Source organism: Streptomyces sp. NPDC017676, assembly GCF_044329325.1.
In the GTDB taxonomy this organism is placed as follows: Bacteria; Actinomycetota; Actinomycetes; order Streptomycetales; family Streptomycetaceae; genus Streptomyces.
Genome location: NZ_JBIRJA010000013.1, coordinates 115336 through 134848 on the forward strand (window position 1 = coordinate 115336; position 19513 = coordinate 134848).

General features: G+C 73.7%; 10 protein-coding genes. 6 read left to right on the plus strand and 4 right to left on the minus strand.

All coding sequences use genetic code 11. The annotated features are described in order from the left end of the window. The first annotated feature begins 6 nt into the window (after window positions 1–6). The 4 genes from ACH4LD_RS27480 (at window position 7) to fxsT (ending at window position 8709) form a co-directional block, all read left to right on the plus strand. The gene (locus ACH4LD_RS27480) at window positions 7–3588 is read left to right on the plus strand and encodes an SAV_2336 N-terminal domain-related protein (protein ID WP_398056093.1); all 3582 of its coding nucleotides are present in this window, start codon (window positions 7–9) and stop codon (window positions 3586–3588) included. A 92-nt stretch (window positions 3589–3680) separates the two neighbouring features. Beyond that, a complete protein-coding gene (locus ACH4LD_RS27485; RefSeq protein WP_258055737.1) occupies window positions 3681–3959 on the plus strand; it encodes a hypothetical protein in 279 nt (92 codons plus the stop codon). Between the two features lie 461 nt (window positions 3960–4420). Next, entirely contained in the window at window positions 4421–5623 is a 1203-nt protein-coding gene (locus tag ACH4LD_RS27490; protein WP_398106195.1) for an aKG-HExxH-type peptide beta-hydroxylase, read from the plus strand. 83 nt (window positions 5624–5706) lie between these two features. Next, window positions 5707–8709, plus strand: coding sequence for an FxSxx-COOH system tetratricopeptide repeat protein (gene fxsT / locus ACH4LD_RS27495; protein ID WP_398056092.1), 3003 nt, complete (start codon window positions 5707–5709; stop codon window positions 8707–8709). Between the two features lie 141 nt (window positions 8710–8850). Here fxsT and ACH4LD_RS27500 read toward each other — a convergent pair whose 3' ends face one another. The 4 genes from ACH4LD_RS27500 to ACH4LD_RS27515 all read right to left on the minus strand — a co-directional run bounded on the left by ACH4LD_RS27500 (window position 8851) and on the right by ACH4LD_RS27515 (window position 15599). After that, window positions 8851–12648: a multifunctional oxoglutarate decarboxylase/oxoglutarate dehydrogenase thiamine pyrophosphate-binding subunit/dihydrolipoyllysine-residue succinyltransferase subunit gene (locus ACH4LD_RS27500; protein WP_398056091.1), complete on the minus strand. Its 3798-nt coding sequence runs from the start codon at window positions 12646–12648 to the stop codon at window positions 8851–8853. Between the two features lie 299 nt (window positions 12649–12947). After that, window positions 12948–14072: an ATP-binding protein gene (locus tag ACH4LD_RS27505; RefSeq protein ID WP_398056090.1), complete on the minus strand. Its 1125-nt coding sequence runs from the start codon at window positions 14070–14072 to the stop codon at window positions 12948–12950. Beyond that, window positions 14069–14809 (minus strand): response regulator transcription factor, encoded by a 741-nt coding sequence (locus ACH4LD_RS27510; RefSeq protein ID WP_014674952.1) that lies wholly within the window; start codon window positions 14807–14809, stop codon window positions 14069–14071. Before ACH4LD_RS27510 ends, ACH4LD_RS27505 begins: the two co-directional genes overlap by 4 nt. Window positions 14810–14921: 112 nt before the next feature. Further along, window positions 14922–15599: a spermidine synthase gene (locus tag ACH4LD_RS27515; RefSeq protein ID WP_103812547.1), complete on the minus strand. Its 678-nt coding sequence runs from the start codon at window positions 15597–15599 to the stop codon at window positions 14922–14924. A 194-nt stretch (window positions 15600–15793) separates the two neighbouring features. On the opposite strand from ACH4LD_RS27515, the gene ACH4LD_RS27520 reads away from it, so the two are divergent. Continuing rightward, window positions 15794–16714 carry a rhomboid-like protein gene (locus ACH4LD_RS27520; protein WP_398056089.1) on the plus strand — a complete coding sequence of 307 codons (921 nt, stop codon included), beginning with the start codon at window positions 15794–15796 and terminating at the stop codon, window positions 16712–16714. 55 nt (window positions 16715–16769) lie between these two features. Continuing rightward, complete coding sequence (gene lon / locus ACH4LD_RS27525; RefSeq protein ID WP_398056088.1) at window positions 16770–19190, plus strand: endopeptidase La; 2421 nt, start codon at window positions 16770–16772, stop codon at window positions 19188–19190. The last annotated feature ends 323 nt before the right edge of the window (window positions 19191–19513 follow it).

A 19513-nucleotide genomic window follows, 5' to 3' on the forward strand; every position in this document is an offset into this window, starting at 1 on the left:
AGGCGGATGCCGGGGATGCGCCTGGACGAGCTGATCGGCAAGCTGCGCCAGGGCGGGCTCCAGCCGACCGCCGAGGACGTGGCCGACGCGCTCTGGCTGGCCCGGCGGCTGGGCGCGGCAGCGTCCGGCGACCCCGACGGCACGTCCGGCACCGGCCTTGACGGCCCGCCCGGCTCTCCGGGTACCCCGGGTTCCTCCGGCACGGACGGCGCGTCCGGTCCGGGGACGCGGGACGTACCGCCGGACGGCCCCGGCAGCCCGCAGGCGCCCCGCGCGGACGCGCCCGCCCCCGCCGTCCCGCTGCACACCCCGAGCCCCGCCCCCTACGCCCGGGCCGACGGCGGCCCCGCGGCCTTCCCGGTCCGCGCCCCCGCCGCCGGCGCCCTGCCCGGACTGCTCGGCCTGCAGAAGGCACTGCGTGCCCTCGGCCGCTACCGCACCGCCTCCGCACGCGGCCGGGACGAGCGGATCGACGAGGCGGCCACCGCGGACCGGGCCGCCGCCAGCGGCATCCTGCTCCCCGTCACCCGGCCCGGCCGGCACCGGCGCTGCGACGTCCAGCTGCTCATGGACACCGGGCCCGCCATGGCCGTCTGGGGCGAGATGGTCGAGGAACTGCGCCAGGCCTGCCAGCAGTCCGGCGCGTTCGCCTCCGTCCGCGTCCACCAGCTGTACGCCGACGGCTCCGGCGCCCCCCTGGTCGGTACGACCGTCGGTCCCGGCCGGCGCACCCGGCTGCGGCCCGCCGACGAGCTGCACGACCCCAGCGGGCGCCGGCTCACCTTCGTCATCAGCGACTGCGTCGGCCCACTGTGGCAGAACGGCACCGCGCAGCGCCTGCTGCACGGCTGGCCGCGCACCGCCCCGCTGGCCGTGGTCCAGCCGCTGCCGCCCCGCCTGTGGGGCCGTACCGCGCTGCCCGCCGAGCCGGGGCTGCTGGTCCGCACCGGCGAGACCGGCGGGCGCCTCGACTTCCTGCCCGAGGACGAGCCGTGGGAGGAGGCGGAGGAACCACCGCCGGGTGCGCGGCCCGTGCCGGTGCTCCAGCCCACCCCGGAGGCGTTCGCGGCCTTCGCCCGGCTGCTCGCCGGCACCGGGCCGACCCGCGAGCACGCCTGGGCCGGCTTCGCCCACCCCGCCACCGCACCGGGAACCGTCTCGGCCGCACCGCCGGCGCGCAGCGACGAGGAGCTGCTGCGCGCCTTCCGCGCCGGCGCCTCGCCCGGCGCCCTCCGGCTCGCCGTCTACCTCGCCGCCGCGCCCCTCACCCTGCCCGTGATGCGCCTGGTCCAGCGGGCCATGCTGCCCGACACCGGTCCCATGGAACTGGCCGAGGTGCTGCTCGGCGGACTGCTGCGGCAACTGCCCGGCACCGAGGAGCAGCCCTGCTTCGCGTACTCGCCGCGCATGCAGGACCTGCTGCTGTCCTCCCTCGACCAGGACACCGCCGGGCTCGTCCTCAAGCACTGCTCGGCCTATGTGGAACGGCACTTCGGCAAGGGCACCCGCAACTTCGCCGCCCTGGCCGCGGCCCGGCTCGCCGACCACGACCCGGACGCCGGTACGGCGCGCTCCGCCGAGGACGGCGGTGCGCGGGACGGCGGCGGCAGCGTGGAGGCCGAGCTGTTCGCCCGCATCCCCGCGCGCGTGCTGCGGTTCTACCTGCCGGACCTGGTCACCCCCGACCCGCTGACCGAGGCCGAGAGGCTGCTCGACCGGTGGCGGCGGCTGGCCGACCCGGAGATGCTGCGCCGGGCCCGGGAACAGGCCCGCGTCGCCACGGCGGGGACGGGTGCCGACGGTCCCGGTCCGGTGGCCCGGGCGCGCCTGGTCCTCGGCCGCGTGCTGCGCGCGGAGGCCGGTACGGCGGGTGCGCGGGCAGAGGGGCGGCGCGCCGGGCTGCTGCGGGAGGCGGCGGCCGAACTCGCCGGCGCGTACGAGGCGGCTCCCGCCGACAGCCGGGAGCGGGCGGAAGCGGCTCTGGAACTGGCCTCGTGCCGACGCGAGCTGTGGCAGCTCACGGCCGAACGGGACCACCTGACGGAAGCGCTCGGGGCCCTGGACGGCGAGCTCCCGCCCTGGCCCCGCGTCATCGCCGTCGCCCGCGACTGGCGTCCCGACCTCGGGGTGCCCGAGGGCGCGATCCCGGGTGACGGCAGCCCCGGTGACGGCACGTCCGCTTCCGACGGGTCCGGTTCCGCCGGGCTCGTTGACGGGGCGCCCGGTGGTGGCGGGTCCGGTTACGTCGGGGTCGGTGACGGCGGCTCCGGTGGCATGGGGGCCGGCCGCGGTGGTCCGGGTGGCGGCGGGGTCGCCTACGCCGGTCCGGGTGGCGGTGAGGTCGGCCGCACCGGTCCCGGTGACAGCGAGGTCGGCCAGGGTGGCCCCGGTGGCGTCGGGGGCACGTACGGCCGCACCGGTGACGGTGGTTCCGGACACGGCCCCGGCGGCACGGACACCGTCGTACCGGCCGCCGTCGCTGACCCGGAGCCGTCCTCCGCGAGCCGGGGCGGCGTGCCCTGGGAGGTGACCGCCCACCGGGCCCGGCTGCTGCTGCGCGGGCGGGTGCTGCTCGATCTGCGGCGTCCCGGTGCCGCCGTGCCCGAACTGCGGGAGGGCTGCGCGGTACTGGCGCGGGAGCGGGTGCCCGACGCCGTAGGGGGGCCCGCGCTGCTCGATCTCGCGCGGGCACTGCGGGGGGCCGGGGCCGAGGACGCCGAGACCCGGCGGGCGCTCGGCGAGGCGCTGGCGGCCGCCGGGGACGATCCGGACCTGCTGCTGCCGTGCCTGACCGTGCTGGCCGCGTTCCACGACGCGGCCGGGGAAACCGGAGAGGCCGACGCGGCGTACGAGCGGGCCGCGCTGCTCGCCCCCGCCGACGGCCCGCTGCGCGTCCAGCTCCTCACCGCCTGGGGCGAGTCGCTGCTGCGGCGGGCCTCCGCCGGTGACGGGGCCGGGGTGGTGGACCGGGCCGAGTACGTGCTGCGCGAGGCGCTGAAGTCGCTGCCCGCCCGGTCCGCGCACCGCGGCCGACTCCAGGGCCTGGTCGGCAGCGCGCTCGCCCAGCGCTTCCGCCACGTCGGCTTCCTGCCCGACCTCTTCGAGAGCCGGCATCTGCTCGGCCAGGCGGTGCGCGCGGCGACCGACGCGGCCGTACGGGCGGAGGTCTGGCTCCAGTTGGGCCGGGTGCGGCTGGAGGGCTGGTACCACGCGGGCGCGCCGGTGCTGCTGGAGGCGTTGCAGGCGTACGAGAACGCCGAGCGGGAGGCGGAGGCGGCCCACGGCGGTGACCCCGGCTCGGTGACGGCCGCCCGCGCCCGGCACGGCTGCGGGGCGGTGCTGGCGCTGATGGGACGGCCCGGCGCGGCCCGTGGCGCGTTCAGGGCGGCCCTGGACCGGTGGCAGCGGCTCGTCGGGGCGCTGCGCGAGGTCGACTGGGCCGATGTGGAGCTGACCCGGCGGGCGGAACGGCGACCGCCGCCCCCGGACGCCCGGTCGCTGCCGGAGCCGGAGTGGCGGGAAGCGGCTCCGCCGTGGTGGCCGTGGGCCCAGGAGTGGGCCGACGCGCGCGAACTTGACCGGAGTTGAACCGTCCAGGGTTTCTGGTTCCGGCCTGTCGGGAAGAAGTGGGCAGCCACTGCGGCTGTGCGGGGCGGGCGTAGGGCAGGGAGGAGCCGAGGGTGGGGGAGCTTAGGACACGGGGGGCCGGCCTCGGCGAGGACGCCGAAGAGGCCGTGTTCCCACCCGACCTCACCGACGTCGACCTGCGGACACTGCGTGCCATGGACGATCCGGCGGTGCTCGCGGCGGTCGCCGGGGTGCTCGCCGACCCGGACGGGCTGCGCCGGGTCTGGTACACCACCGGCGGGGACGACGAGATCATGCCGGGCCGGCCCGGGCATGCGTTTTCGGCCGGTCCCGCGCGGCAGCCCTTACGCGGCCAGGACACCGTGGCATGACCCCGGGAGCCGTGGGACCCCTCGGGGACATACGGCCGGCCGCCCCGGCCGCCCCCGTTTCCGGCCCGGCTCGGCCCGAGTCCGCCCCGCCTGCCCCTGCTTCCGGCCTGGTCCGGTCCGAGACTGCCCCGGTCACCTCCGCTTCCGGCCCGGTCCGGTCCGAGTCCGCCCCGGTCACCTCCGCGTCCGGCCTGGTCCGGTCCGAGACTGCCCCGGTCACCTCCGTTTCCGGCCTGGTCCGGTCCGAGACTGCCCCGGTCACCTCCGCGTGCGGACCGGTCCGTCCCGAGTCCGCCCCGGCCGCCCCTGCGTCCGGCCCGGTCCGGCCCGAGACTGCCCCGGTCACCTCCGCTTCCGGCCCGGTCCGGCCCGAGACTGCCTCGCCCGCCCCCGCGTCCGGCCCGGTCCCGCCCGAGATCCTCGATGCCCTGGCGCGCACCCGGCCGCTGCCCGCCGCCACCGTGGCCCTGCGTGCCGCTCTGCACGCCCGGCGGATGCTGCTGCTGAAGTCCCTCCTGGTCCGCTTCGACCGCGTGCGCCCTGCCCTGCCCGCGGCGGTACGGCGGCGCTTCGAGGACGACTGGGCGCTGCTGGAGCGGGCCGAGCGGTCCGACGCCCCGGCCGTCCGCGCCGTCCTCGACTATCCGACGACCGGTGCCTGGCTGGCCACGGCGCTCGCCGCGCCCGACGGCCCGGAGTTCGCCGAGGGGCTCGCCGGGCTGGGCGCGGTGGCCGTCGCCGCCGCCCTGCGCGCCGGCTGCCGCTTCACCACCACCCGCGTGCTGCCCGCCGGCACCCTGCCGCTGCCCGGTATCGGGCTGCTGCGCTGCGCCCGGGGCCGGGCCCGGCTCAGCGGCCGGTCCGGAGCCCTGCGCATCACCGACGGCGCGGGCCAGACGCTGCTGCTGCCCGGGGCCGCCCCGGCCGGACCCGGCACCCGGTGGAACGCCGACGGCACCCTGGCCTGGTCGGCGCTGCACACCCTGCCCGGCGGCACCGCCGTACTCGACGACGTCGACCCCCACCGGGTGCCCCCGGGTGGCATAGGGCCGGCGGCGCTGCCCGCGGCCGAGCGGCCGTACTCCGACCCCGCCGCGTGGGCCGCCCGCTGGCGCGACGCGCACGCCCTGCTGGCCACCACGCACCCCGCCCGGGCGGACGAGACCCTGGCGCTGGTGCGGGCCGTCGTCCCGCTGGTGCCCTCGGCGGGCGGCGGACCGCCGCTGAGCGCCACCGTGCGGACCGCGCCCGGGGCCGTCCTGGCCCAGCTGCCGGCCGACCGGCGGGAGCTGGTCGAACTGCTGGTGCACGAGACGCACCACACCAAGCTGGCCGTGCTGGACGAACTGGTCCCGCTGTGGCGGCCCGGCGGCAGCCTGCACCGGGTGGGCTGGCGGCGCGACCCGCGCCCGGTGCCGGGCGTCCTCCAGGGCGCGTACGCCCACCTGGCGCTGCTGGACCTGTGGTGGCGGGCCCGCACCGGACCCGCCTGGGTGTGGCGGCGGCGCGCCGCCGAACGGTTCGAGGCGTGCCGGGAGCAGGTCGCCGAGGCCTTGTCCGTGCTGGCGGAGTCCGATGAACTGACCCCGTACGGAAGGGAGTTCGTCCGGCACATGGGCAGCCACCACGCGCGCCTCGCGGGGAGCGCCCGCGCGCCGGGCTGACGCTCCGTCGACGGCCTATTGCGTTACGTTATGCGTGCGGCAGCCCAGGAGACCGGCGGTCGCGGTGGAAGCAGGGAGCGGCGATGGCGGAACAGCGGCGGCCGGGCGCGAACGGCGCGGCGGCACCCGAGCACGTGCTCGTGGTCTTCCCGGGGTACTACCGCTCGTGGGCGGCGTGGATCGCGCAGTGCCTGGAGCGGCACGGACACCGGGCCACCCTGCAGCGCTGGGACCCGCCGCGCGAGGTCGCGCTGGAGGACTCGCTCGGCGATCTGCTGCTGGCCAGCGGGAAGGTGCTGCTGGTCCTCAACGACTGGTTCTTCGAGCTGGGCCCCCGCCCGCCGGGCGAGTGGAACGACGCGCTGCGCGGCTTCGTGGCCGCCCACGCCGACCGGTTCGCGGCCGTCAACCTCACCAACCGGCCGCTGCTGCCCGCCACCGCCGTCCTGGAACCGGCCAGCCTGTGGGCGCTGAGCGAGGAGGCCGCCGAGGACCGCCTGCTGCGCCGCCTCGGCCTGGAACCGCTCACCCGCCCCCGGGCGCTCGCCGGCCGGATCCGCTACCCGGACGAGCGCTGCGAGATCTGGGGCGAGGTGCCGCGCCGCAACCCGCGCTTCACCGGCCGCGACGACCTGCTGGGCGAACTCCACCAGCGGCTCGCCGACGCCGAGCGCGGCGCCGCCGCCTGCACGCTCGTCGGCATGTCCGGCATCGGCAAGACCCAGCTCGCCGCCGAGTACGCCCACCGCTTCAGCACCGACTACGACCTGGTGTGGTGGGTCAACAGCGACGACCGCACCATCCAGCGCGACCGCCTCGGTGAACTCGCCGTCGAACTCGGGCTGCGCATCGGCAGCGAGCCCGGTGAACGCATCCGCGCGGTCCGCAACGCGCTCCGGCGCGGGGAGCCGTACGGGAACTGGCTGCTGGTCTTCGACGGCTGGGACGACATCGACGGCGTGACCGCGCTGCTCCCGCAGGGCACCGGGCACGTGCTGATCACCTCCCGCAACCGGGGCTGGAGCGAGCACACCGACGTCCTGGAGATCCCCGCGTTCCTGCGCCCCGAGTCCACCGCCTACCTGATGCGCCGCGCCCCGCACATCAGCGCCCGCGAGGCCGACGAGGTGGCCGCCGAGTTCGGGGACGTGCCGCTGCCGCTGGTGCAGGCCGCGTCCTGGCTCGGCGAGTCCGGCATGGAGGCGGCCGAGTACCTGCGGATGGTGCGCGAACGGCGGCTGTCCACCGTCGACGAACCCGTCACCGGCGAGGGCTTCCCGCAGTCCTCCCTCACCTCCTGGGCCATACTGCTCAACCGGCTGCGCCGCTCCCAGCCGCAGGCCATCGAGGTGCTCGGCCTGTGCACCTCCTTCGCCCCCGGACGCATCCCGCTCGGCCTCATCCGCGCCTACCCGCGCGCCGAGCTGCCCGAGGAGCTGCGCTGGATGTCCACCGACCTGCCCGCCTGGACCCGGGCCCTGGACACCCTCGTCAACTACTCGGTGCTCACCCGCGAGACCCGCGGCCCGCTGGCCGCCGAGATGGGCCCGCACCAGGAGTCGGTGCACATGCACCGGCTCGTCCACGACATCGTCTCCAAGCTGACCGGCGACGGCAGCCACGAACTGCACCGGCGGGCGGTGCGCACCCTGCTCGCCGAGGCCGACCCCGGCAACCCCGCCGACAGCCGCAACTGGCCGCGCTACGCCGAGCTGCTGCCCCACCTCGAACCCTCCGGCGCCCTGGAGAGCCGGCAGCCGCGCGTGCAGGAGCTGGTCCTGAACTGCCTGCGGTACTGCACCCGGAGCGGCGAGTACAGCGGCGGCCTGGAACTGGCCCAGCAGGTGCGCGAGCACTGGTCGCGGTTCATGGACCCGATCGACCAGCCGATGCTCGACCTGGCCACCCAGGAGGGCAACATGCTCCGCAACAGCGGCCGGTTCCGCGAGGTGTACGAGCTGCACCGGGGCGTGCTGAAACAGCTCCGGGCCGCGCCCCGGCGCAACGAGATCGGCGAACTCGTCAGCAAGAGCGCCATCGCCTCCGGCCTGCGCTCCCTGGGCCGCTACCAGGAGGCGTACGACCTCCAGCGCGAGGTCCTGGAGGGCAACGAACGGCTCCTCGGCCCGGACGAGCCGCCCACCCTGGTCGCCCGGCACAACCTCGGCGTCACCCTGCGCATGCTGGGCCGGTACGCCGAGGCGCTGGACCTCGACCTGGAGACCCTGGCCCGGCGCGAGAGCGTGCTGCGCGCCCGGCACATCAACACGCTGCACTCCGGCAACGCGGTCACCCACAGCCTCCGCCTGCTCGGCCGCTACCGCGAGGCGCTGGCCCGTCAGGAACCCGTCGTACGACTCCATGTGCAGGTGCTCGGCCCGCAGCATCCGCAGACCCTCGAAGCCCGCTCCCAGCTGGCCATGTGCCGGCGCCGGGAGGGCGGTCACGGGCCGGACGTGGGCCCCGGCATGGCCAGCCTGCTGGAGCAGCTCATGCAGCTGCACGGCCGCGACCACTACCGCACGCTGGCCTTCCTCACCAACTACGGCAACTACCTGCGGGAACACGGCGATCTCAGCCAGGCCCGCGACCTCATCGACGAGGCGGAGGCCGGCTACCGGTCGCTGCTCGGCCCCGCGCATCCCGTGGCCACCGGCATGCTGTCCAACACCGGGCTGGTGATGCAGGCCGCGGGTGAGCGGGGCGAGGCCCTGTCCATGTTCGAGTCCGCCCTCGCCGGCCTCGGCGCCACGCTCGGCCCTGACCACCCCTGGGTCCTGGGCTGCGCCCTCAACGCGGCCGGCGCGCGCAACTTCAACGGCCGCATCGAGGACGCGGTGGAACTGAGCCGCGACACCGTGCGCCGGTCCCGGCACACCCTGGGCCACGAGCACCCGCTCACGCTGTCGTGCCAGGTCGCCCTGGCCGCGGACCTCAGGGCGGCACATGAGCAGGAGGAGGCGGGCAAGCTGGAGGAGGACGCCCTGCTGGCCCTCACCCGCACACTCGGCGCCCAACACCCGCACACACTCTCCGCGAGGCAACGGGTGCGGCCGTACTGGGACTTCGAGGCATACCTCGGATGAACGCGCCCGAAGGGGCGCGGGGAACTGCGCGAGCAACCACGGACGGCCCGCAGTCGCGCACGGCCATAACCATCCCTCCGGGTAGGCGAAAGGGCCCGGTGCCGAGCAAGAACTCGACACCGGGCCCTCCCAAGAGACGGCCTACGCGTCGAAGACCTCTCGCACCAACTGCTCCTGCTCCGCCTGGTGCCGCTTCGCGGAGCCGACCGCCGGGGACGAGGAGTGCGGACGCGAGATGCGCCGCAGGCGCTCGCCGTGCGGGACGTCCGCGCCGACCGCCAGGTCCAGGTGGTCGATCAGGTTGAGCGCGATGAACGGCCAGGCACCCTGGTTCGCCGGCTCCTCCTGCGCCCACAGGTACTTCTCGGCGTTCGGGTACTTGTTGACCTCCGCCTGGAGCTCCTCACCCGGCAGCGGGTACAGCCGCTCGATGCGGATGATCGCCGTGTCGGTCACACCGCGCTTCTGCCGCTCGGCCTCCAGGTCGTAGTAGACCTTGCCGGCGCAGAAGACGACCTTGCGCACCGCGGCCGGGTCGACCGTGCTGTCGCCGATGACCGGACGGAACTCGCCCGTGGTGAACTCCTCCGCCTTCGAGGCCGCGGCCTTCAGGCGCAGCATCGACTTCGGGGTGAAGACGACCAGCGGCTTGTGGTGCGGGTTGTGCACCTGCCACCGCAGGAGGTGGAAGTAGTTCGACGGCGAGGTCGGCATGGCGACCGTCATGTTGTTCTGCGCGCACAGCTGGAGGAACCGCTCGGGACGCGCGGACGAGTGGTCCGGGCCCTGGCCCTCGTAGCCGTGCGGCAGGAGCAGCACGACGCCGGAGGTCTGGTTCCACTTCTGCTCCGCCGACGAGATGAACTCGTCCACGACCGTCTGCGCGCCGTTGACGAAGTCGCCGAACTGCGCCTCCCACATCACGAGCGCGTCGGGGCGGGCCAGCGAGTAGCCGTACTCGAAGCCCATCGCCGCGTACTCGGAGAGCAGCGAGTTGTAGACGTTCAGCCGGGCCTGGTCCTCGGAGAGGTACTGCAGCGGGGTGTACTCCTCGCCGGTCTCCCGGTCGATCAGCACCGCGTGGCGCTGGCCGAAGGTGCCGCGCTGGGAGTCCTGGCCCGCGAGGCGGACCGGGGTGCCCTCCAGCAGCAGGGAGCCGATGGCCAGGGTCTCGCCCATGCCCCAGTCGATCGTGCCGTCCTCGACCATCGCCGCCCGGCGCTGCAGCTGCGGCTGGAGGCGGGGGTGGACGGTGATGTGGTCGGGGACGTTGACCTGGGACTCGGCGATCCGCTTGACGACCTCCGAGGAGACCGCGGTCGGGACCGCGACCGGGAAGCCGTCCTGGGGCGCCTGGACGTCACCGGCGGCCGGCTGGGACGTGGCCTCGCGGACCTCGGTGAAGACCTTCTCCAGCTGGCCCTGGTAGTCCTGGAGGGCCTGCTCGGCCTCTTCCAGGGTGATGTCGCCGCGACCGATCAGGGACTCGGTGTAGAGCTTGCGCACCGAACGCTTCTTGTCGATCAGGTCGTACATCAGCGGCTGGGTGAAGGCCGGGTTGTCCGACTCGTTGTGACCGCGGCGGCGGTAGCAGATGAGGTCGATCACCACGTCCTTGTTGAACGCCTGGCGGAACTCGAAGGCGAGCCGCGCCACGCGGACGACGGCCTCGGGGTCGTCGCCGTTCACGTGGAAGATCGGGGCCTCGATCATGCGCGCCACGTCCGTCGCGTACATCGACGAACGCGACGACTCGGGCGCGGCCGTGAAGCCGACCTGGTTGTTGATGACGATGTGGACCGTGCCGCCGGTGCGGTAGCCGCGCAGCTGCGACATGTTCAGGGTCTCGGCCACCACGCCCTGGCCCGCGAAGGCCGCGTCGCCGTGGATCGCCACCGGCAGGACCGTGAAGTCCGTGCCGCCCTTGTTGATGATGTCCTGCTTGGCGCGGGCGACGCCCTCCAGGACCGGGTCGACCGCCTCCAGGTGCGAGGGGTTCGCGACCAGGGAGACCTTGATCTGCTCGCCGTCCAGGCCGGTGAAGGTGCCCTCGGCGCCCAGGTGGTACTTCACGTCGCCGGAGCCGTGCATCGACTTCGGGTCGAGGTTGCCCTCGAACTCGCGGAAGATCTGCGCGTACGACTTGCCGACGATGTTGGCCAGCACGTTGAGGCGGCCGCGGTGGGCCATGCCGATGACGACCTCGTCGAGCCGCGACTCGGCGGCGGAGTCGATGACCGCGTCGAGCAGCGGGATGACGGACTCGCCGCCCTCCAGCGAGAACCGCTTCTGGCCGACGTACTTCGTCTGCAGGAAGGTCTCGAAGGCCTCCGCCGCGTTCAGCCGGCGCAGGATGCGCAGCTGCTCCTCGCGCTCCATCTTGGAGTGCGGGCGCTCCACGCGGTCCTGGATCCACTTGCGCTGCTTGGGGTCCTGGATGTGCATGAACTCGATGCCGGTGGTGCGGCAGTACGAGTCGCGGAGCACGCCGAGGATGTCGCGCAGCTTCATCATCGACTTGCCGGCGAAGCCGCCGACGGCGAACTCGCGCTCCAGGTCCCACAGGGTGAGGCCGTGCTCGACGATGTCCAGGTCGGGGTGCTTGCGCTGCTTGTACTCCAGCGGGTCGGTGTCGGCCATGACGTGGCCGCGGACCCGGTAGGAGTGGATCAGCTCGAAGACGCGGGCGGCCTTGGTGACGTCGTCGTCGTGGCTGGCGTCGATGTCCTTGAGCCAGCGGACCGGCTCGTAGGGGATGCGCAGCGCCTCGAAGATGTCGTCGTAGAAGCCGTTCTCGCCGAGCAGCAGGTTGGCGACCTGGCGGAGGAACTCGCCGGAGGCGGCGCCCTGGATGACCCGGTGGTCGTAGGTCGACGTGAGCGTCATGACCTTCGAGATGCCGAGCTTGTTCAGGGTGTCCTGGCTGGTGCCCTGGAACTCCGCCGGGTAGTCCATGGAGCCGACGCCCATGATCACGGACTGGCCGGGCATCAGGCGCGGCACGGAGTGGACGGTGCCGAGGCCGCCGGGGTTGGTCAGGGAGACCGTGACGCCGGTGAAGTCGTCCATCGTCAGCTTGCCGTCGCGGGCGCGGCGGACGATGTCCTCGTAGGCCTGCCAGAACTCGAAGAAGTTCAGCGTCTCGGCCTTCTTGATGGCGGCCACGACGAGCTGGCGGTCACCGTTCGGCTTGACCAGGTCGATGGCCAGGCCGAGGTTGACGTGCGGCGGCTTGACGAGGGTCGGCTTGCCGTCCTTCTCGCCGAACGACCAGTTCATCGACGGCATGGCCTTGATGGCCTGCACCATCGCGAAGCCGATCAGGTGCGTGAAGGAGATCTTCCCGCCCCGGGCGCGCTTCAGGTGGTTGTTGATGACGATGCGGTTGTCGAACAGCAGCTTCACCGGGACGGCGCGGACCGAGGTGGCGGTCGGCAGCTCCAGGGAGGCGTTCATGTTCTTGGCGACGGCGGCGGCCGGGCCGCGCAGCGTGATCAGCTCCGGGCCCTCGGGGGCCTCGGCGGGCTTCGCCTTGGGCTGAGCGGGCGCCTGTGCGGGCTGCGCCGGCTTGGCCGGGGCGGGGGCCTTCGCCGCGGGGGCCGGGGCCGGAGCCGGGGCCTGGGCGGGAGCGGCGGGCTTCGCAGCCGCGGGGGCGGCCGGGGCGGCGGCCGGGGCCGCGGGCCGGGCCTGCGGGGCCGTGGTGGGGGTCTCTGCGGCCCCCGTGGCCGCAGTACCCGCCGGAGCCGGGGTGGCAGGAGCACCCGGCTTGTAATCGGCGAAGAAGTCCCACCAGGCACGGTCTACCGAATTCGGGTCCTGGAGGTACTGCTGATAGATCTCGTCGACGAGCCACTCGTTCGGACCGAACGCTGCGGCGGGGTTCTTCCCGGCTTGGTCGTCGGTGGAGATGCTCGAGTTACTGGGGGACTGTGGCGACACGGCGGCAACCGCCCTCTTCCGCTTCACAAGGTGATGGACAGCGGGAATAAAGGCTACGCCTCCCTGGGCGGGAAGGTCAGGTCGAGCAAGGTCATCGTCGCGTAAGTCACATCAAGAATCTTGTTTCAGGGCTTGAAATGGCGGGAAACAAGCGTGGTTCCGCATGTGGGAGGGTGTGCGGGCCCGGGCCCTGCGCGTCTTCGTTCGACGGGTGCCCGGGCCTGCTCCGATCACACGTGTCCAGCCGCGCGGACCGGCGGCGACCGACGTGGATCTTGTGGTTCCGCTCGGACTTTACGTCAACTTGGTGAGGAAGTCAGTCCCGGAAGAGTGACGATGATCCGGCAGCCCCGCTCGGATTCGGCCACACCGATCCGGCCGCCGTGCAGATCCACCGCCCACCGGGCGATCGCCAGGCCCAGCCCCGTACCGCCGTCGCTGCCCGGACCGTGCGGCCGGGTCACCGCACCGCGGTTGAACCGCTCGAACACCCGGTGCCACTCCGACCGGGGGATGCCGGGGCCCTCGTCCAGGACCTCCAGCTCCAGCGACTCCGGCTGCGGCCCGCGCCGCGCCCGTACGGTCACCCGGCCGTGCGGCGGGCTGTGCTTGACCGCGTTGTCGATCAGGTTCGCGACGACCTGGTGGATGCGCTCCGGGTCCGCGTGCGCGGTCAGCTCCGGCGGGGAGACGTCGAGGTGCAGGTGGACGTCCGTGCGCGTGTGGCTGCCGGAGCCCGTGGCCATGCCCGCGCGCGCGGAGGCGACCATGTTGGCCTCCTTCAGCACGCCGGACAGGTACGGCCACACCTCGAACCGCCGCAGCTTCAGCGGTACGACGCCGTTGTCGAGCCGGGACAGGTCCAGCAGGGTCTCCACCAGGCGGCCGAGCCGCTCGGTCTGCTTCAGGGCCGTCCGCATGGTCTCCGGGTCGGCCTCGGTGACCCCGTCGACGATGTTCTCCAGCACCGCGCGCAGCCCGGCGATCGGGGTGCGCAGCTCGTGCGAGACGTTCGCGACGAGTTCCTTGCGCTGGTTGTCCTGGGCCTCCAGCTCGTCGGCCATGACGTTGATCGTCTGGGCCAGGTCGCCGAGCTCGTCCCGGCGGTTCTCCCGCACCCGGCGGGTGTAGTCGCCCTCCGAGATGGACCGGGCCACCGCGTTCATCTCGTCCAGCGGCATGGTGAGCGAGTGCGCCACGAACTGCGTGATCAGCAGGGTGGCGATCATCGAGAAGACCGTGATGAAGCGCAGCTCCGTCTTGGTGTGCACCGCGACGATCGACAGACCCGTGGTGATCAGCACCGAGATGACGACCAGCACACCCAGCTTGGTCTTGATCGAGAACGGGCGCACGCCGCCCCAGGGGTCCTCGCCGAGGGCCCCGGGGCTCCTCCGTGCGGTCTGGCGCCCGCCGCCGCTCATGGGGTCGGCGTCTCCAGCGCGTAACCCACGCCGTGCACCGTGCGGATGCGCTCCGCGCCGATCTTCCGCCGCAGCGCCTTGATGTGACTGTCCACCGTGCGGGTGCCGGAGGCGTCCGCCCAGTCCCACACCTCGGCCAGCAGCTGCTCCCGGGAGAGCACCGCGCGCGGGGTGTTCGCCAGGCACACCAGCAGGTCGAACTCGGTGGGCGTCAGGTGGACGTCCTCCGACTTCACCCGGACCCGCCGCTGCGCGTGGTCGATCTCCAGCTCGCCGAGCCGCAGGATGCCGGAGCGCGGGGTGGTGGCGGCCAGCGCGGCCCGCTCCACCCGGCGCAGCAGCACGTGCACGCGTGCGGCCAGCTCCCGCATCGAGAACGGCTTGGTCATGTAGTCGTCGGCGCCCACGCCGAGCCCGACCAGCATGTCGGTCTCGTCGTCCCGCGCGGTCAGCATCAGCACCGGCACCGGCCGCTGCGCCTGCACCCGCCGGCACACTTCGAGCCCGTCGAAGCCCGGCAGCATGATGTCGAGGATCAGCAGATCGGGCTGCCAGGCCTCGGCGGTGTCGACCGCGGCCGGACCATCGGCCGCCGTTTGCACCAGAAATCCCTCGGCGCGGAGCCGGGCCGCGATGGCGTCGACGATCGTGGGGTCGTCCTCGACGACCAGCACCCGGCGCTGTGCGCCCGGGGTGGTCGTCGCCGCGCCGCTCTGGGAGGTGTGTGTCTGCTCCATCGCCCGCCCCTGTTGTTGCTTTCCGGAATCAGTGGGGTGATCCCATGTCTGCGTTTGACGCTTGAATGATCGGCGTCAGGGCAGCACATTACGGTGACCGACCGCGCTGTCGCTATCCAGGTCGGACGGCGAGGTGGATGGCGTCCGGAACGCCCCGGGCAACCGGCACCTCTTCGGTACGCACCTGCTGGAACCCGGCATTCCGCAAGCTTCCTTCAAATTCCGGAGAGGGTTCGGCCGACCACACCGCGAGCACCCCGCCAGGCCTCAACACCCGTGCGCAGGCGGCGAGTCCGGCCGGCGAGTAGAGGCTGTCGTTGTCCTCGGTGACGGTCCAGCCGGGCCCGTTGTCGATGTCGAGGCACAGCGCGTCGAACGTGTCCGATGTCTCATTGACGTACCGCACGAGATCCGCTTCCACGATCGCGGTGCGCGGATCGGCGAGCGCGCCGGCGGACAGTCCGGCCAGCGGTCCGTCCCGGTGCCAGTCGATGACGGCGGGTTCCCGCTCCACCACGGTGATCCGCCCCCACCGCGGGTCGGCGGCGGCGTGTGCGAGCGAGAAGCCGACGCCCAGCCCGCCGATCAGCACCTCGGGCGCGGGCCGCCCGTCCAGCGCGGCGCGGGCCGCGTCGACCAGCAGCCGCTCCGAGCGGCCGTCCGAGGTGTCCATCAGGAAGCAGCCGTTGGCGATGATCTGCAGCAGCGCACCGTGTCGGCGCAGCACCACCTCGCCGTACGGGCCGTCGCGTCGGTCCAGGACCACGGGAGTGTCGTACACGGCAGTCATGACCCCATCCTGCTTGAACGGAGCCTGGCGTTCACGGGAATTGCGCATGACGCCCACGGACGGGTGGTCCGCGCCGGGGCCGGACAGGGCCGCCGGGTGAGAGGTGGCCGTGAATCCGCTCCCGGGTGGCGTCGGTCATAGACAGCGCCACGGAGAGCACGAAGGGTGGGGCGCGACGGAAGGAGCGCCTCACCGTGGAACGCAGCACGACGGGCCCCGCACCGGACGCGTACCCGCCCGCGCCGGGCACGCCCCTTCCCGACGGCACGGCCGCCGCCGCGGCCCCGGTCCTCGGGGGCCTGCTGGACGGCATGCCCCGCCAGCGCGCCGCCACCCCCGGGGCGGTCCCCGCCGCCACGCACCCCACCCCGCCCCGGCGCAGGCCCCTGCCCCGCCCGTGGCGCCTGCTGCCGACCCCCGCCGGCACCCCGTTCACCTTCGCCTACGCGGCCGTCCTGGCCGTCACCTCCCTGATCGCGGCCCACGCCGACCCCCGCCTGGTGCACGCGCTCCAGCAGGGCTCCAGCACCGACGTGGCCCATCTGGTGCGCACACCCGTGCTCGTGCTGCTGGCGAGCGCGCTGTGGGTCGCGGGCGGGCTCCTCTCGCCGTACACGGTCGCGTTCCTGCTGGTGCTCACGGCCCTGGAGCGGCGGACAGGCGCAGCGCCGGCCGCCTGTGTCTTCCTGGCCGGCCATGTCCTGGCCACCCTCGCCACCGAGGTCCCGGTGGGCCTCGCCGTCCTGCTGGGCCACCTGCCCGGCACCTCACTGCACCGCCTCGACTACGGCGTCAGCTTCGGCGTGGCCGCGAGCACCGGCGCCCTGACGGGCCTGCTGCGCCCCTGGCTGCGCTGGCCGTTGCTGGCCCTGGCGGCCGGCGGGCTGCTGAGCGACCTGCTGGCCTACGCGGACCCGCTGACGAACTGGGGCCACGTCATCGCCCTCGCGATCGGTGTGGCGGCCTGGCCCCTGGTCCGGCGCCGGCAGCGGCCGGCTCCCGGGGGCGGGGACCGCGCGAGAACCCCGACACACCCGCGACTGCGCGCGTTTCCGCAGCTCATCCCCTTGGGCGTACGTGATCGCTCAGAGCGAACAGAACCCCGGGAACAATAGACCCCGCCAGAACATTGAGTCGGCATAGCTCAAGTTGACTGCCGAAGGGGAGATCATGGCTGCTGAGTCACCGGCGTTCACGCTGAACCTGCCCGTGCTGCCGCTCGACGACGAGGTCGTGCTGCCCGGCATGGTGGTCCCGCTGGACCTGAGCGACGCCGAGGTGCGGGCCGCGGTGGAGGCCGCTCAGGCCGCCGCCCGCTCCGAACCCGGAAAGCCCAAGGTGCTGCTGGTACCGCGCATCGACGGCACGTACGCCAAGACCGGCGTCCTCGGCACGGTGGAACAGGTCGGCCGGCTCGCCGACGGTGACCCGGGGGCCCTGATCCGCGGACGCAGCCGCGTCCGCATCGGCGCCGGCACCACCGGCCCGGGCGCCGCGCTCTGGGTCGAGGGCGCCCGTGTCGAGGAGACCGTTCCCGAGCCGCTGCCGGGCCAGGTCGCGGAACTGGTCAAGGAGTACAAGGCGCTCGCCACCACCTGGCTGAAGAAGCGCGGCGCCTGGCAGGTCGTGGACCGCGTCCAGGCCATCGACGACGTGTCGGCACTGGCCGACAACTCCGGCTACTCGCCGTTCCTGACGACCGAGCAGAAGGTCGAACTGCTGGAGACCGCCGACCCGGTGGCCCGGCTCAAGCTCGCCACGCAGCAGCTGCGCGACCACCTCGCGGAGCAGGACGTGGCCGAGACCATCGCCAAGGACGTCCAGGAAGGCGTCGACAAGCAGCAGCGCGAGTTCCTGCTGCGCCGTCAGCTGGAGGCCGTCCGCAAGGAACTGCGCGAGCTCAACGGCGAGAAGGAGGGCGAGGAGTCCGACGACTACCGCGCCCGCGTCGAGGCCGCCGACCTGCCGGAGAAGGTCCGCGAGGCCGCCCTCAAGGAGGTCGACAAGCTGGAGCGCGCCTCCGACCAGTCGCCCGAGGGCTCCTGGATCCGCACCTGGCTGGACACCGTCCTGGAGATGCCGTGGAACGAGCGGACCGAGGACGAGTACGACATCCAGGGCGCCAAGGCCGTGCTGGACGCCGAGCACGCGGGCCTGGACGACGTGAAGGAACGCATCACCGAGTACCTGGCCGTGCGCAAGCGGCGCGGCGAGCGGGGCCTGGGCGTCATCGGCGGGCGGCGCGGCGGTGCCGTGCTCGCGCTCGTCGGCCCGCCCGGTGTCGGCAAGACCTCGCTGGGCGAGTCCGTGGCGCACGCCATGGGCCGCAAGTTCGTCCGCGTCGCCCTCGGCGGCGTCCGTGACGAGGCCGAGATCCGCGGTCACCGCCGTACGTACGTCGGCGCGCTGCCCGGCCGGATCGTGCGCGCGGTCAAGGAAGCCGGGTCCATGAACCCGGTGGTCCTGCTGGACGAGATCGACAAGGTGGGCTCCGACTTCCGGGGCGACCCGGCCGCCGCCCTCCTCGAAGTGCTCGACCCGGCCCAGAACCACACCTTCCGGGACCACTACCTGGAGGTCGAGCTGGACCTGTCCGACGTGGTCTTCCTCGCCACCGCCAACGTCCTGGAAGCCATCCCGGAGGCGCTCGCCGACCGTATGGAGATCGTCCGCCTGGACGGCTACACCGAGGACGAGAAGGTCGTCATCGCCCGGGACCACCTGCTCCCGCGCCAGCTGGAGCGGGCCGGCCTGGACAAGGACGAGGTCACGCTGGACGAGAGCGCGCTGCGCAAGCTCGCCGGCGAGTACACGCGCGAGGCGGGCGTGCGGACCCTGGAGCGGTCCATCGCACGGCTGCTGCGGAAGGTCGCGGCCCAGCACGAACTGGGCGAGCGCGAGCTGCCGTTCACCGTCACCGACGGCGATCTGCGCGGGCTGATCGGCCGGCCGCACCACGTGCCCGAGTCCGCCCAGGACCCGGCCGAGCGCCGTACGGCCGTCCCCGGCGTGGCGACCGGCCTCGCGGTCACCGGCGCCGGCGGCGACGTGCTCTTCGTGGAGGCGTCCCTGGCCGACCCGGAGACGGGTGGGGCGGGGCTGACCCTGACCGGTCAGCTGGGCGACGTGATGAAGGAGTCGGCGCAGATCGCGCTGAGCTTCCTGCGCAGCCACGGCGCCGAGCTGGAGCTGCCGGTGGCCGACCTGAAGGACCGGGGCGTGCACATCCACTTCCCGGCGGGCGCGGTGCCGAAGGACGGCCCGAGCGCGGGCATCACGATGACGACGGCCCTCGCCTCGCTGCTCTCCGGCCGCCTGGTCCGCACGGACGTCGCCATGACCGGCGAGGTCTCGCTGACCGGCCGGGTGCTGCCCATCGGCGGTGTGAAGCAGAAGCTGCTCGCCGCCCAGCGCGCCGGGGTGACCACCGTCATCATCCCCAAGCGCAACGAGCCCGACCTGGACGACGTCCCGGCCGAGGTGCTGGACAAGCTCGACGTCCACACCGTGACCGACGTCCGCCAGGTCCTGGAACTGGCGCTCGCGCCCGCCACGAGCGACGCGGCGCCGGAGGTTCCGGTAGCGGCGTGACGGACGCTGCCGGATGAGGCGAGGCCCGGGTCCCGTGAGGGAGGCCCGGGCCTTCGCCGTGCGCGGTGCGGCGCCGCCGGTCCGGGGTTCGGTTCGGTGTGACGGATGCTGCCGGTTGAGGTGAGGCTTGGGTTCCGTGGGGTGGGCCCGGGCCTTCGCCGTGCGCGGTGCGGCGCCGCCGGTCCGGGGTCCGGTTCGGTGTGACGGATGCTGCCGGATGAGGGAAGGCCGGGGTTTCCGTACCGTGCGGTGCCGGCCGACCCCGTGCTCGCGACCGGCCTCTGCGCTCCGTCCCGCCGGAACCCCGGGCCGACTCCCGAACC

Coding starts and splice junctions, on each gene's coding strand:
- lon (WP_398056088.1), top strand. CDS start 16,770: ATGGCTGCTGAGTCACCGGCGTTCACGCTGAACCTGCCCGTGCTGCCG.
- fxsT (WP_398056092.1), top strand. CDS start 5,707: ATGGCGGAACAGCGGCGGCCGGGCGCGAACGGCGCGGCGGCACCCGAG.
- ACH4LD_RS27515 (WP_103812547.1), bottom strand. CDS start 15,599: ATGACTGCCGTGTACGACACTCCCGTGGTCCTGGACCGACGCGACGGC.
- ACH4LD_RS27505 (WP_398056090.1), bottom strand. CDS start 14,072: ATGAGCGGCGGCGGGCGCCAGACCGCACGGAGGAGCCCCGGGGCCCTC.
- ACH4LD_RS27480 (WP_398056093.1), top strand. CDS start 7: ATGCCGGGGATGCGCCTGGACGAGCTGATCGGCAAGCTGCGCCAGGGC.
- ACH4LD_RS27510 (WP_014674952.1), bottom strand. CDS start 14,809: ATGGAGCAGACACACACCTCCCAGAGCGGCGCGGCGACGACCACCCCG.